This window comes from Achromobacter dolens, from assembly GCF_902859745.1.
GTDB classification, from domain to species: Bacteria; Pseudomonadota; Gammaproteobacteria; order Burkholderiales; family Burkholderiaceae_B; genus Achromobacter; species Achromobacter dolens.
Genome location: NZ_CADIJW010000006.1, coordinates 1 through 13,418, shown reverse-complemented (window position 1 = coordinate 13,418; position 13,418 = coordinate 1). Strand labels below are relative to the sequence as shown.

Annotated in this window: 11 protein-coding genes and 1 pseudogene; 3 read left to right on the top strand and 9 right to left on the bottom strand. The window is 70.2% G+C overall.

What is annotated here, in order from left to right; genetic code table 11:
• Window positions 1–162: 162 nt before the first annotated feature.
• The 8 genes from HV783_RS07115 to HV783_RS07080 form a co-directional block, all read right to left on the bottom strand.
• Window positions 163–1,056 (bottom strand): SphA family protein, encoded by an 894-nt coding sequence (locus tag HV783_RS07115; RefSeq protein WP_144655159.1) that lies wholly within the window; start codon window positions 1,054–1,056, stop codon window positions 163–165.
• On the bottom strand, window positions 1,053–2,681 hold the full coding sequence (locus HV783_RS07110) for a phytoene desaturase family protein (RefSeq protein WP_175188930.1): 1,629 nt from the start codon (window positions 2,679–2,681) through the stop codon (window positions 1,053–1,055). The genes HV783_RS07115 and HV783_RS07110 overlap by 4 nt, the downstream gene beginning before the upstream one ends.
• Window positions 2,681–3,184, bottom strand: coding sequence for a flavin reductase family protein (locus HV783_RS07105; RefSeq protein ID WP_054503997.1), 504 nt, complete (start codon window positions 3,182–3,184; stop codon window positions 2,681–2,683). The genes HV783_RS07110 and HV783_RS07105 overlap by 1 nt, the downstream gene beginning before the upstream one ends.
• A complete protein-coding gene (locus HV783_RS07100) occupies window positions 3,184–4,425 on the bottom strand; it encodes a styrene monooxygenase/indole monooxygenase family protein (protein ID WP_175142975.1) in 1,242 nt (413 codons plus the stop codon). The genes HV783_RS07105 and HV783_RS07100 overlap by 1 nt, the downstream gene beginning before the upstream one ends.
• Window positions 4,426–4,493: 68 nt before the next feature.
• Window positions 4,494–5,282, bottom strand: a complete 789-nt coding sequence (locus HV783_RS07095) for an SDR family oxidoreductase (protein ID WP_175188871.1) — start codon at window positions 5,280–5,282, stop codon at window positions 4,494–4,496.
• 648 nt (window positions 5,283–5,930) lie between these two features.
• On the bottom strand, window positions 5,931–6,560 hold the full coding sequence (locus tag HV783_RS07090) for a class I SAM-dependent DNA methyltransferase (RefSeq protein ID WP_116792112.1): 630 nt from the start codon (window positions 6,558–6,560) through the stop codon (window positions 5,931–5,933).
• A 113-nt stretch (window positions 6,561–6,673) separates the two neighbouring features.
• Window positions 6,674–8,530, bottom strand: coding sequence for a phosphoenolpyruvate carboxykinase (GTP) (locus HV783_RS07085; RefSeq protein WP_054503993.1), 1,857 nt, complete (start codon window positions 8,528–8,530; stop codon window positions 6,674–6,676).
• A gap of 166 nt (window positions 8,531–8,696) precedes the next feature.
• Window positions 8,697–10,319: an acyl-CoA synthetase gene (locus HV783_RS07080; RefSeq protein WP_175188870.1), complete on the bottom strand. Its 1,623-nt coding sequence runs from the start codon at window positions 10,317–10,319 to the stop codon at window positions 8,697–8,699.
• Between the two features lie 132 nt (window positions 10,320–10,451).
• On the opposite strand from HV783_RS07080, the gene HV783_RS07075 reads away from it, so the two are divergent.
• Complete coding sequence (locus HV783_RS07075) at window positions 10,452–11,177, top strand: TetR/AcrR family transcriptional regulator (protein ID WP_175167703.1); 726 nt, start codon at window positions 10,452–10,454, stop codon at window positions 11,175–11,177.
• Here HV783_RS07075 and HV783_RS07070 read toward each other — a convergent pair.
• Window positions 11,141–12,052 carry an SDR family oxidoreductase gene (locus HV783_RS07070; RefSeq protein ID WP_054503991.1) on the bottom strand — a complete coding sequence of 304 codons (912 nt, stop codon included), beginning with the start codon at window positions 12,050–12,052 and terminating at the stop codon, window positions 11,141–11,143. The two genes, HV783_RS07075 and HV783_RS07070, sit on opposite strands and share 37 nt — an antisense overlap.
• Window positions 12,053–12,187: 135 nt before the next feature.
• Here HV783_RS07070 and HV783_RS07065 point away from each other — a divergent pair, with 135 nt between their 5' ends.
• Window positions 12,188–12,979: an enoyl-CoA hydratase/isomerase family protein gene (locus HV783_RS07065; RefSeq protein ID WP_175188869.1), complete on the top strand. Its 792-nt coding sequence runs from the start codon at window positions 12,188–12,190 to the stop codon at window positions 12,977–12,979.
• A 94-nt stretch (window positions 12,980–13,073) separates the two neighbouring features.
• A pseudogene (locus HV783_RS07060) lies at window positions 13,074–13,418 on the top strand (Zn-dependent hydrolase); the annotation flags it as partial.

Genomic DNA, 13,418 nt, shown 5'->3' with positions numbered 1-13,418 from the left:
GCTTGAAACGAAGAGAGCCTTGAGTCTAGCCCATTCGCGGCGGCGGGCGGCCGGCGCCCGCCTTGCCATCGCCCCCTTTCCCCGCGGCGGGCCCGCTGCCGGGCCGGCCCGCCGCACGCAGCCCCAGGGCCTGTCTATCCTGAAAGGAGCCGGGCGCGGGCCCTAGAACGGAATGGCCAGTTTGACGTACAACTGCGCGCCCTCCGGCCGGTTCTTGACCTGGAATTCCTGCTGCCACTTGGCGGTGAACAGCCAGCCGCGGTCGTTCATGTAGCGCACCGACGGCCCCACGCCGAAGGCGCGGGCGCGGCCGGCGGCGCTGTTGGGGCCGTTGTCGTCGGTGACCTGCTGGAAGGCATGCCCGCCCACGCCCAGCACCCAGCCCTTGCCCACGCCCCAACCCACCGCGTAGTCGGCGTGGATGGCCTGGCCCGAGCGGGTGTCGGTGGCGGTGTTGCGGAAGTTGAAGTCGTACATCAGCTTCAGATCGGCATTGAAGCCGTCCGGGCTGATGCGGCTGAGCGCGAACACGGGCTGGGCGGTCCAGTAGTTCTTGCCGAGGCTGGACGGGTCCTTGCGGTCGTATTCGCCGGTGGGCGCGTACATGTCCAGGCCGACCACGTAGTGCAGCGATTCGGACAGGTGATAGCCCAGCGCCACGCCCAGCGTCATGTCGCCCAGGCCGGTGCTGCGGTAACGCTGGCCGCCGGCCTTGAAGGTCACGTCCAGCAGCGGCGCGATGGCATGGAAGGCCAGTTGGCCGCCCAGCACCTGCTGCGGCGTGACCCAGATCAGGCGCGGGGCCAGCACGTTGACGTCGACCTTGAAGTCCGGCACCGGCAGGCGCTCGCCGTCGTTGCCGCGCAGCTTGTCGTAGCGCGCGCCGCCGCCGTAGACCAGCATGTGCACCCCGGGCGGCGGCAGCGCGCCCGACATGAAGTTCTCCAGGCCGTCCGGATAGATGCCCAGGCCGCCGCCTTCGGTGGCTTGCGCCACGCCGCCGGCCAGCGCCAATGCCGCGGCGCAAGCCAGCCGGCGTGTCAGGTGTCTCTTCATGTTCCGCTCCTGCCCCCGCGGGGCGCGAGATGTTGTGCGACGAGATAGCCGGAACCGCCGCCCAGTCCGGGACCCGGGTGGGTGGCGGCGCCGATGTGGAAAAGGTTGCGCAGCGGCGTGCGGTGGCCACGCGCGCCCTGGCTGCCGGCGAACGGGCGCAGCCAGAAGAACTGGTCGGGCGAACAGATGCCCGCGTAAGGATCGCCGCCCACCAGGTTGCAGTTCAGCGCCTCCAGGTCGGCCGGCGAGTAGCTGCGGCGGCCGACGATGCGTTGCGCCAGGCCGGGCATGACCGGCTCCAGCCGCGCCTGCACGCGATCGGCGACGGCCTCGCGCAGGGCCTCGGTCCAGCGGCCGTCGGCGGGCGTGTCGATCAGGCCGGCGGCATCGCCCTTGACGCGCACCGGCAGCTCCTGCATCTGCACCCACAGGATCCAGCCGCCGGCCGGCGCGCGCGACGGATCGACGGCGACCGGCTGGCCGATGGCCAGCGTGGGCCGCGCCGGCAACAGGCCGTTGTTGGCCTCGGTGACCGACGCGCAGACCTGCTCCATGCTCTCGGTCAGGTGCACCAGCGGCACGTGGCGCAGTTCGGGCGTGCGCCAGCCGGGCGGCGCGTCGAGCGCGAAATGGATCTGCATGCCGCCGCGGCCATGGCGGTAGCCGGCGGCGCGGCGCCGCACCGGCTCGGGCGCGTCGGGCAGCAGCGTGCCGTACAACTGGCCGGGCGTGACGTTGCAGACCACGGCCTCGCCGGCGCGGTACTCGCGGCCGGCGGCCACGACTCCGACGGCGCGCCGGCGGCGGCCTTCGCCATGCGTCAGGATGCGTTCGACGGCGGCGCCGGTCCGCAACCGGCCGCCGTGGTGCTCGATGACCTTGACCAGGGCGTCCACCACGCCCTGGCTGCCGCCCTTGACCACCGGCATGCCGCCGGCCACCACCGCGGCGAAGGTCAGCTTGCCGATCAGCGCCGAACAGGCGTCGTCCGGTCCCAGGCCGGTGTGCAGCACCCAGGGCGCGATCAGCGCGCGCGCCGCGTCGGATTGCAATTCACGGTCCGACCAGCGGCGAAAGCTCTCCAGCGAATCGGCGGCGAACGCCATCAGCCCGTCCAGGCCGCGCCGGCGCCACTCGCCGAACAGCAGCTTGAGCATGCCGGCGCCATAGGGGTTCTGGCCCAGCAGGCCGAAGGTCAGCGCGGCGTCTTCGCCGAACAGGCGTTGCGCCATGGCGCCGAACGCGGCGCCGTCGCCGGGCGCCCACGCGTCCAGGCGCCGCGCGCTGTCCGCGATGTCCTGCTTCAGGGCGATGCCGCTGCCGTCGGGCAGCGCCAGGCCGGTGGCGTAGTCGCACTGGGCGAATTCCAGGCCGGCCGCCTGCAGGGCCGGCTTGAGGGCGGCGTAGGCGGGACCGCCGACAAACAGCGGATACCAGCTCGACAGCACGTCATGGCGGTAGCCGGGAAACAGTTCCTCGGTGCGGATGCAGCCGCCCAGGCGGTCGTTGCGCTCCAGCACCAGCACCGATTTGCCGCGCTGCGCCAGCAGCGCGGCGCACACCAGCGAATTCATGCCGCTGCCCACCACGATGATCTGGGCGTCGGAGGCGGAAGATAAGGGCATCATAGGGTCAGCGCCGTGAAGCGCCCCGCATGGAACACCAGCGGCGTGGCCTCCAGGCTGGCCACGCGCAGCACCCGGCCGAACAGCAGCAGGTGGTCGCCCGCCGGACTCTGCTGGTCGTTGGCGCAGACCAGCGTGGCCACGGCGCCGGCGATGGCGGGCACGCCCTCGGGCACCTCGTGCAGCTCGGCGCCTTCGAACTTGTCGGGCACCGCCGGATCGGCGAAGCGCCGCGCCAGCGCCTCCTGGCCGCGGGCCAGCACGCTGATGGTGAAGTGGTCGCAGTCGCGGAATGCAGCCAGGTTGGGCGAGCGGTTCACCAGGCTCCACAGCACCAGCGGCGGATCGAGCGACAGCGAGGCGAAGGAGTTGATGGTTAGCCCGACCTTGCGGCCGTCCGGACAGCGCGTGGCGACGATGGCCACGCCGGTCGGGTAGCTGCCCAGCACGCCGCGCAGGACCTTCGGATGCAGGTCGGTGCTGCCCCAGTCCAGGGCCGCCATCACGCCGCCGCCCGAGTGGATTTTTCGGCGATGAAGGCCTCGCAGGCGGTGGCGTCGGTCCACCACGGAAAGAAGTTGGGCGGATGGTTGAAGCCGTTGGCGATGGCGCTGGCCAGCGCGGGCGCGTCGCCGGCGGCCTGCAGCAGGTGCAGCAGATGCGGCGGCGGCGGCAGCAGCATCGAGTTGGTCCAGTCGACCACGGCGCTGGCGTAGTCCCAGAAGCGCTCGAAGGTCTGCCGCATCCAGTCGGCGGTGAAGGGCTGGTCGCCGCGCGCCAGGATCGCCTCCAGGTAGACGGCGCAGGCCTTGGTGGCGTTGTTCGAGCCCTGGCCGGTGATGGGGTCGTTGGTGACCACGGCGTCGCCCAGGCCGAACACCAGGCGGCCGGACGGCAGGGTCATGACCGGCTTGCGCACCGTGGGCGCGAAGCTGCCGGCCAGGATGCCGTTGGCGTCGGTCAGTTCGACCGATGCGCAGCGCTCGGCCTCCCAGGGCAGGAAGGTGCGCAGGATGTCCAGGCTCCTGGCCAGATGGTCCTGCGGCGTCTTGATATCGCGCCAGCAGTCCATCGGGCCGCCCGGCACGCCTTCGAACACCATGATTTCGCAGGGGCCGCTCAGGGTCAGCGCAGGAAACACGAAGTACTCGCCAACGCCGGGAATCAGGTTGAAGGCGACCCGCGAGAACACCGGCGCCGGGCGCATGCCGTGCACGTACGTCAACGCCAGCGCGCGCTGCGGCTGGTCGAAGCGCGAGCGCGCGGTGTCGCGCTCGAACAGCCTGACCACGTCGCCCTTGCCGGCGGCCAGCAGCACCAGGTCATGCGAGGCGGCCAGCAGCTCCAGCTCGGCCACGCCGCCATCCTGGATCAGCAGGCGGCCGCCGCGGGCGGCGAACAATTCCATCCAGGCCGGCATCTTGATGCGCTGGTCCACCGCCTGCGCCGGGCGGTCCAGGCGCGCGGCCCAGTCGATCAGCTTGTGGCCGGGGCGCTCGGGGTGCGGCACGGCCAGGCCGATGCCTTCGACCGGCGGACAGTCGGCTTCCCACTGATTCAGGCCCAGGTCGCGCTCGATCTGCAGCGAGGCATCGAACATGCATTGGCTGGACATGACCTTGCCGCGGCGGATGTCATCCGGCTCGCGGTTGGTGACCACGGTCACCTCGTAGCCCTTGTCCAGCAGGCCCAGGGCCAACGGCAGGCCGGCCTGCCCGCCTCCGACGATCGCGATTCGACGCATGATGCTTCTCCTGTTTGGTGTGCGGGTCCGCCGGGATCCTGGCGGGCCGATGAGCGGTGAGGCCGGCCTTATTCGGCCAGGCGCGGGATGGCGGGACGGGCCTGTTCGGGGCCCATGGCGGAGTAGCCGCCGTCGACGGCGTAGTCGGCGCCGGTGACGAAGCTGGCGTGGTCCGACAGCAGGAAGGCGACCACCTCGGCCACTTCGGCCGGATCGCCGGCGCGGCCCAGCAGGTGGAAGTCGGCGGCGACCCGATCGGTCTTGGCGCGGTCGCCCTGGGTCAGTTCGTCCATGACCCGCGACCAGGTCCAGCCGGGCGACACGGAATTGACGCGGATGCGGTCGCCGGCGTAGTCCATCGCCAGGCTGCGGGTGACCTGCAGCAAGGCGGCCTTGGAGACCGGGTAGAGCCAGCGGCCGGTCTGCGCCACGCGCGACGAGATGCTGGTGAAGTTGACGATGGCGCCGCCGCCGGCGGCCACCAGGTGCGGATGCACGGCGCGGGCGGCCATGACGGCGCTGACGACGTTGATGTCCAGGGCGCGCAGCCAGTCGGCGCGGCCGGAGGCGGCGCCGTCGTCGAGGTAGGTGGCGGCGAGGTTTACCAGGTAATCGATGCGGCCGAAGTGGACGGCGACCTCGGCGACGGCGCGGGCCAGTTGCGCGTCGTCGGTGATGTCGAGCGGCCAGGCGCGGATGCCGTCGGGGTCGGTGGCGGCGACGCGGGCGGCGCCGTCGGCGTCGATGTCGAAGATGGCGACGCGCACGCCGTTGGCGCGCAGCGCGGCGACGACGCCGGCGCCGATCAGCGTGGCGCCGCCGGTGACGATGGCGGTTTTTTGGGCCAGTCCCTTCATTTGCTTGCCTCCTGGATTGCTGAGATCGTGAGGCGGATGTTGCGGCTGGGCGCTTGCTGGGGGGTAGCCGGATTTGGCGGTGGGTATCCGGGGAGTGCGGGTATTGCGGGGGGGGTTGATGGCCGTCAGGGGGGGATGGCCGGTGGCTGCGGTGGGTATCCGGTTTTTGCTTTGCTTTGTTCGCCTGGGAAGGGGGTGGTCAGGGTGATGGGCTTCGTAGGCCGGCTCTGCTTCGTAGGCTGCCCCTCGGGCGGGCGCAGTCGGTGGCGGGCGCCCACGATTGCGGTCCGGAGCGTTCGCTCCGGACTGCCCCGTTGTCATCTTCGTTGTCGCCTGCGGCGACTGCCTTCAGATTCCCGCGGGCGCATCGAGGTTGCCCGCCACCGACTGCGCCCGCCCGAGGGGCTACGTGCGTCTTGGTCTGTCGCGCTGCAGGACCTGTGGTCAGGGAAGGGAATTTTCAGGGCTGCCAATCCTGGCCGCGCGGGCGGCCAAGATTGGCGTCCAGGCGTTTGAGGGGGTGGCGAATGCGCTGCGCGCCGGTGATCGATGCATATCCATCTTCCGCAACTTGCTGGGAGATAGAGAGAGGTTGGCCATTTCACCGATGCGGGGAGCGGAAGGTGACGCGTGTATCGCGTCGTGCGGTCAGTCCGCCCTTCTCCATACACTGGCGAGCCAGGGTTGTTGTTCGCGAGGGAGGCCGTCGGGGCGGTAGTAGTGTTCGAGCTCTTCGAAGCCCGCGGCTTGCAGCAGGGTGCGCCAGCCGGCCAGGTCGTGGTAGGCGCCGTAGCGGCCGCGGTTCCAGCCTTCCTGGTTGCCGCCGCGGGGGTTGGAGCTGAAGAGGACGCCGCCGGGTTTGAGGGTGGCGCGCAGGTCGCGCAGGACGCGGGGCAGTTCCTGGGTGGGGACGTGGAACAGGACGGCGTTGGCGAAGATGCCGTCGAAGCGGGCCGCGGGCAGTTGCAGGCGCAGGAAGTCCTGGTGCCAGACTTCGCGGCCGCTGGCGGCGCGGGCCATGGCGACGAAGCTGGGGGTGCCGTCCAGGCCGACGGGGCGGTGGCCAAGGGCGGCGAAGGTCTTGAGGTCGCGGCCGGGGCCGCAGCCGAGGTCGAGGATGTCGTAGGGCGGCTCGCCGTCGATATGGCGCAGCAGCGCGGCGATGTTCTGGCTGACGTCGTGGTCGCGCGTGCCGGCCTCGAAGGACTGGGCGCTTTCTTCGTAGTGGGCCAGGGTCAGTTCGGTGATCTTGGCGAGGTCTTCGGCGTCGAGGTGCATGGAACGATTGTGCCGTAAAAAACCCGCGCACGTCACCCTGCGCGGGTTTGGGGTCGGGCGCGGCCGGCTGAGGTGCGGCCGGCTTAGGCGTGGCCGCCCGCGGCGCGGCAGGCTCAGGCGGCCAGACGGCCTTCGATCCGGGCCTTGGCGGCGGGCAGGTCCTCGGGCAGGCCCTGGGCCAGTTGGCCGAACAGCTCGTCGTGCAGCGCCAGTTCGTCGCGCCAGGCGCCGTCGTCGACCGACATGACCTGTTCAAACTTGTCGGGGCTGAATTCCAGGCCGGTCCAGTCGATGTCCTGGTAGCTGGGCGAGATGCCGAACACCTGGTCGACGCCGCCGGCCTGGCCGTCGATGCGGCCCAGCATCCAGCGCAGCACGCGCATGTTCTCGCCGAAGCCGGGCCAGACGAACTTGCCGTCCGGACCCTTGCGGAACCAGTTGACGCAGTAGATGCGCGGCAGCGTGGCGCCGGCGGCTTCGAGCTGCTTGCCGAGCTTGAGCCAGTGCGTGAAGTAGTCGCTCATGTTGTAGCCGCAGAACGGCAGCATGGCGAACGGATCGCGCCGCACCACGCCCTGCTGGCCGACGGCGGCGGCGGTGGTTTCCGAGCCCATGGTGGCGGCCATGTAGACGCCTTCGACCCAGTTGCGCGCCTCGGTCACCAGCGGCACGGTGGTGGAGCGGCGGCCGCCGAAGATGAAGGCGTCGATCACCACGCCCTGCGGGTTTTCCCATTCGGGGTCGATCGACGGACACTGCGCCGCCGGAGCGGTGAAGCGCGCGTTGGGGTGGGCGGCCTTGCGGCCGGTCTCGCGGGCAATGGCGGGCGTCCAGTCCTGGCCCTGCCAGTCGATCAGGTGCGCGGGCGGCGTGTCGGTCATGCCTTCCCACCAGACGTCGCCGTCGTCGGTCAGGGCGACGTTGGTGAAGATGACGTTGGCCTTGAGCGTGGCCATGGCGTTGAAGTTGGTCTGCTCGCTGGTGCCCGGGGCCACGCCGAAATAGCCGGCCTCGGGGTTGATGGCGTGCAGGCGGCCGTCGGCGCCCGGCTTGATCCAGGCGATATCGTCGCCGATGGTGGTGACCTTCCAGCCGTCCATGCCCTGCGGCGGGATCAGCATGGCGAAGTTGGTCTTGCCGCAGGCCGACGGGAACGCGGCGGCGACGTGGTACTTGCGGCCCTTGGGCGAGGTCACGCCCAGGATCAGCATGTGTTCGGCCAGCCAGCCCTGGTCGCGGCCCATGGTGGAGGCGATGCGCAGCGCGAAGCACTTCTTGCCCAGCAGCGCATTGCCGCCGTAGCCCGAGCCGAAGCTCCAGATCTCGCGGCTCTTGGGGAAGTGAACGATGTACTTGGTGGCGTTGCAGGGCCAGGCCACGTCGGCCTCGCCGGCGGCCAGCGGCTTGCCGACCGAGTGCACGCACGGCACGAAGTCGCCGTCGGCGCCGAGCACATCGTAGACCTGCTTGCCCATGCGCGTCATGATGCGCATGTTGACCACGACATACGGGCTGTCTGACAGCTCGACGCCGATGTGGGCGATGTCCGAACCTAGCGGACCCATCGAGAACGGCACCACGTACAGCGTGCGGCCGCGCATGGCGCCGTCGAACAGGCCGTTGAGGGTGGCGCGCATTTCGGCCGGGTCGGCCCAGTTGTTGGTCGGGCCGGCGTCCTCGGGACGGTCGGAGCAGATGAAGGTGCGGTCTTCGACGCGCGCCACGTCCGACGGGTCGGAACAGGCCAGGAAGGAATTGGGCCGCTTGGCCGGATTGAGGCGGCGCATGGTGCCGGCCTGGACCATCTGTTCGCACAGGCGATCGTATTCTTCCTGCGAACCATCGCACCATTCGACGCGGTCCGGCTTGGCCAGCGCCACGACGCTGGCGACCCAGTCGATCAGGCCGCGATGCTTGACGTACGCGGGTACGTTCAAGGCCGCCAGGCCCCCGTCCAAGGGTTTATTCATCAGGGTTATCTCCATACTAAGGCTAATGGCGATACGGCCCCGTTTGACTGGGGCCGTATACATGTTTGCGCCATCATACTTGCAGCGCCGGGCAGGCCGTCAACCCGACCAAACGGACGAGTTTGTCACCGGGTTTGTCGCCCGGTTTTCGCCGCGCCGCCAGGACTCATGCATAGCTGCCGTCGCGCAGCGAGCGGCGGATGATCTTGCCGGTGGCCGTGGTCGGCAAACTGGTTACAAAGCGGATGCGGCGCGGGTACTCGTGGGCCGCGAGCCGGGTGCGCACGTGCGCTTGCAACGCCTTGACCAGCGCCTCGTCGCCGGCCACGCCGTCGTGCAGCACCACGTAGGCCATCACCACCTCGGTACGCTCGGCGTCGGGCACGCCCACCACGGCCGCCATGCGCACCGCGGGGTGGCCGAGCAGGCAGTCTTCGATGGGGCCGGGGCCGATGCGGTAACCGGCGCTGGTGATGACGTCGTCGTTGCGGCCGACGAAGCGGATGAAGCCGTCGGCGTCGCGCACGCCCATGTCGCCGGTCAGAAGGTAATCGCCGGCGAATTTCTCGGCGGTGGCCTGCGGGTTGTTCCAGTAGCCCAGGAACATCACCGGATCGGGCCGCAATACGCCGATATTGCCTTCCTGCCCATCGGCCATTTCGGCGCCCTGCTCGTCCACGATGGCGACCCGGTGGCCGGGCGCGGCGCGGCCGATGCTGCCGATGCGCGGCTCGAACAGGGATGAGCACGATGACACCAGCATGTTGCATTCAGTCTGGCCGTAGAACTCGTTGATGGTCACGCCCAGCACCCGGCGGCCCCAGTCGATCAGCTCGGCGCCGAGCGATTCGCCGCCGCTGGCCACCGAACGCAGCGCCAGCGCGCCGGGCGCGGGCGGATGGGCCACGCCGCGCATCATCTTGAGCGCGGTGGGCGGCAGGAAGGTGTGGGTGACGCCATGGCGCGCCATCAGGTCGAAGGCCGCGGCGCCGTCGAATTTCTCGAAGCGCCGCGCCAGCACCGGCACGCCGTGGTGCCAGGCCGGCAGCAGCACGTCCAGCAGGCCGCCGATCCAGGCCCAGTCGGCCGGCGTCCACATCAGCGTGGCGTGCTCGGGAAAGAATTCGTGCGACATCTCCACGCCCGGCAGGTGGCCCAGCAGCACGCGGTGGGCGTGCAGCGCGCCCTTGGGCTTGCCGGTGGTGCCCGACGTGTAGATGATGACGGCCGGGTCGTCGGCCGCGGTGGGTTCGGCTTCGAACTGCGCGGATTCGGCGTCGAGCGAGGCGTGAAACGGCAGCGCCCCGCCCTCGCCCGGACCGTCGACGCAATAGACCGTCCGCAGGGCCGGCAGCGTGGCGCGGATCTCGCGCAGGCGGCGGCAGCCCTCGGCGTCGGTGACCAGCGCGGCGGCGCCGCTGTCGGCCAGCCGGTACTGGATCGCGTCGACGCCGAACAAGGTGAACAGCGGCACCGCCACCGCGCCCAGCTTGTACACGGCGATGTGGGTCACGGCGGTTTCGGGCGCCTGCGGCAGGTACACCGCCACCCGGTCGCCGCGCCGCACGCCCTGGCGCCGCAGCGCGTTGGCCAACTGATTGGCGCGCGCCTTGATGTCGTCGAAGCTGTAGCGCGTCTGGCTGCCGTCGCTTTTCTCGTGGATCAGCGCCAGCCGGCCGCTGCCGTCGGCCCACTTGTCGCAGGCGTCCACGCCGATGTTGTAGGCCGCCGGCACGCGCCATTGGAAGGAAGACGCCAACTGCGCGTAGGTTTCGGTTCTGGACAGCATGATGCTCGGGTCTCCGTGTCGCGGTTCTTGTGTTCGCTGTTCTTTTGTATTCGTGGCGGGGGCTTTGAGGCGCGGCGCCGCGGGTCGTTATGATAGTAAGCCCTGGCCACTTCCCATCGCCCCGCCGCCCCCATGGAAAAAACCGCCGCCGTCCCGATGCGCCGCCCGCCGGCCAGCGCGAAGTCCGAGCAACGGATACGGGACATCCTGCGGGTCGCGCGGCAGGTGTTTTCCGAGGCCGGCTTCCAGGCCGCCACCACCACCGAGATCGCGCAGCGGCTGGGCGTGTCCGAAGGCACGGTGTTCACCTACTTCGGCGGCAAGCGCGAGCTGTGCGTGCGCGTCATCAGCGACTGGTACGACGAGATCATCGCCAAGGTCGAGGACTACCTGCCGCACGTGCAGGGCGCGCGGGCCCAACTGCACTACCTGGTGCATGCGCACCTGCGCCACCTGCTGGCCGAGGGCACCGGACTGTGCGCCTTCATCCTGTCCGAAGGCCGGGCCCGCAACGACGATTTCGGCGAGATCTATGCCGGCCTGCAGCGGCGCTACACCGCGCCGCTGATGCGCATCCTGGCGCAAGGCCAGGCCGACGGCCACATCCGCGAGGACATGCCGCTGCGCCTGCTGCGCTCGGCCATCTATGGCCCGATGGAACACGTGCTGTGGGACGCCATCCTGCGCGGAACGCGGGTCGACGTGGCGGCCACCGCCGACCAACTGGTCGACTTCCTGTGGCAGGCGCTGCAGCCGCCGCGCCGCGACGCGCTGGCGCTGGCGCGATTCCGGGGCGAGGTGCAAGACGCCCTGCATCGGCTTCAGTCCGCCGAGAACAAGGACGGCGGCGCGTACTGAGGAAAGCCGTCGTAGGTTTCGCCGCGCGCGGCCGGCGCCAGCGTCCAGGAATGGCGCGCGTTGGGCACGCCGCCATCCACGCGGATGACGCTGCCATTGATGAAGGCCGCCGCCGGCGACAGCAGGAACACCACCGCCGCCGCCAGCTCGGCCTCGGTGCCGAAGCGCTGCAACGGCACCTTGGCGGCCAGCCCGCGCAACACCGCGCGGTAGTCCTCGTCGTAGCTGTCCATGCCGCTGGAGGCGATCCAGCCCGGCGCCACCGCGTTCACCCGCACGCCGGCGTGGGCCCATTCGCAGGCCGCCGTTTCGGTCAGGTTCCAGACGCCGGCGCGGGCCGCGCCGGAATGCCCCATGCCGGGCATGCCGCCCCAGATGTCGGCCAGCATGTTGACGATGGCACCGCCATGCTGGCGCATGTGCTGGGTATAGACCTCGCGCGCCATCAGGAACGTGCCATGCAGGTTGTTCTGCACCACCGCGTTCCAGCCGTTGAAGCTGATCTGGTCCAGCGGCGCGGGGAACTGGCCCCCGGCGCAATTGAACAGGCCGTCGATGGCGCCATGCGCGGCCAGCGCGTCGGCCACCGCACCCCGCACGCCGGTTTCGCCGCGGATGTCGCAGGCGTGCAGCGTGATGCGGCCCGCGGCCTCGGGATAGATGCGCGCCAGTTCATCGCGCGCGGCCTCCAGCTTTTCCGGCTTGCGGCCCACCAGCGCCAGGCGCGCGCCCAGCGAAGCCAGCTCGTGCGCGGTGCAGCGCCCCAGGCCGCTGCCGCCGCCCGTGACCATGACGGTCTTGCCGTCGAACAGGCCCGGCCGGAAGACCGACGCGTAGCGCGACGCCGCGGCGGCGCCGTCGGGGGATGGGTTCATGTCTCGCTCCATTATTTTTTTGAGGATAACTCAATAACCTGAAAATAAGTGCGTCGTTTAGGCGTATAACCCTATGGAAACAATGCATCGATTCAGGCTATTAGTTGAGCCTTTATCAATAATTCGGAGACCCGCATGAGCACGCCGACCCCGCTGCTGGTGGACCGCGACGGCCCCGTCGCCCGCCTGACGCTGAACCGCCCGGACATGCGCAATGCCTTCGACGAAACGCTGATCGCGGCGCTGACCACGGCGGTGCGCGAGGCGGCGGACGACCCGGCCGTGCGGGTGCTGCTGCTGACCGGCGCGGGCAAGGCGTTCTGCGCGGGCGGCGACCTGAACTGGATGCGCAGGATGGCCACGCTGACCGACGCCGACAATCGCGCCGACGCCGACCGCCTGGCGCGGATGCTGCGCGCCATCTGGTCCTGCCCCAAACCCGTGGTGGCGGCGGTCAACGGCGACGCCTATGCGGGCGGCATGGGCCTGGTGGCGGCCTGCGACGTCGCCATCGCCGCCGATCAGGCGCAGTTCTGCCTGTCGGAAACGCGCCTGGGGCTGCTGCCGGCCACCATCAACCCCTACGTGATCCGCGCCATGGGCGAACGCGCGGCCAACCGCTACTTCCTGACCGCCGAGCGCTTCGACGCCGCCGCCGCGTATCGCATGGGGCTGCTGCATGACGTCGTGCCGCTGGCGCGGCTGCAGGACGAAGCCGACGCCGTCTGCCGCGCGCTGTGCGACAACGGCCCGCAGGCAGTGCAGGCCAGCAAGCGGCTGGTGCGCGACTTTGCCGGCCGGCCGCTGGATGACGCGCTGGTGGCCGATTCGGTCGAACGCATCGCCGCGGTGCGTGCGTCGGATGAAGCGCGGGAAGGCGTCAGCGCGTTCCTGGAAAAGCGCCCGCCAGCCTGGCGCGCGTCCTGAGGCAAGGCGAGGCGGCGCGGCGCGTCCGCGCCGCGGCGAACATGGCGGCCGTATCCCACATGCCATAATCGCCGATGCAAATCCTGGAATCTCCATGCCCACCGCCTTACCCGTTTTCCCCCCATTGAATGCCGAGCGCCTGTGGTCGCGCGTCGAGACCCTGTCGCGCTACACCCTGCCCGACCAACCCTGGACCCGCCGCGCCTTTTCGCCGCTGTTCCTGCAAGCGCGCGAGTGGCTGCGCGGCGAGTTCGAGGCCGCCGGCCTGGCCTCCCGCCTGGACGCCGGCGGCAACCTCATCGGCACGCGCGCCGGCCGCAACCCGCAACGCAAGCCCATCGCCACCGGCTCGCACTGCGACACCGTGATGAGCGGCGGCCGCTTCGACGGCATCATCGGCGTGCTGGCCGGCATCGAGGTCGCCCACACCATGCGGGAA

Bases quoted from the DNA above. Each gene is read 5' to 3' on its own strand.
- HV783_RS07070 (WP_054503991.1), bottom strand. From the start codon at position 12,052: ATGAACCCATCCCCCGACGGCGCCGCCGCGGCGTCGCGCTACGCGTCG.
- HV783_RS07085 (WP_054503993.1), bottom strand. From the start codon at position 8,530: ATGAATAAACCCTTGGACGGGGGCCTGGCGGCCTTGAACGTACCCGCG.
- HV783_RS07080 (WP_175188870.1), bottom strand. From the start codon at position 10,319: ATGCTGTCCAGAACCGAAACCTACGCGCAGTTGGCGTCTTCCTTCCAA.
- HV783_RS07065 (WP_175188869.1), top strand. From the start codon at position 12,188: ATGAGCACGCCGACCCCGCTGCTGGTGGACCGCGACGGCCCCGTCGCC.
- HV783_RS07105 (WP_054503997.1), bottom strand. From the start codon at position 3,184: ATGGCGGCCCTGGACTGGGGCAGCACCGACCTGCATCCGAAGGTCCTG.
- HV783_RS07090 (WP_116792112.1), bottom strand. From the start codon at position 6,560: ATGCACCTCGACGCCGAAGACCTCGCCAAGATCACCGAACTGACCCTG.
- HV783_RS07115 (WP_144655159.1), bottom strand. From the start codon at position 1,056: ATGAAGAGACACCTGACACGCCGGCTGGCTTGCGCCGCGGCATTGGCG.
- HV783_RS07100 (WP_175142975.1), bottom strand. From the start codon at position 4,425: ATGCGTCGAATCGCGATCGTCGGAGGCGGGCAGGCCGGCCTGCCGTTG.
- HV783_RS07075 (WP_175167703.1), top strand. From the start codon at position 10,452: ATGGAAAAAACCGCCGCCGTCCCGATGCGCCGCCCGCCGGCCAGCGCG.
- HV783_RS07095 (WP_175188871.1), bottom strand. From the start codon at position 5,282: ATGAAGGGACTGGCCCAAAAAACCGCCATCGTCACCGGCGGCGCCACG.
- HV783_RS07110 (WP_175188930.1), bottom strand. From the start codon at position 2,681: ATGCCCTTATCTTCCGCCTCCGACGCCCAGATCATCGTGGTGGGCAGC.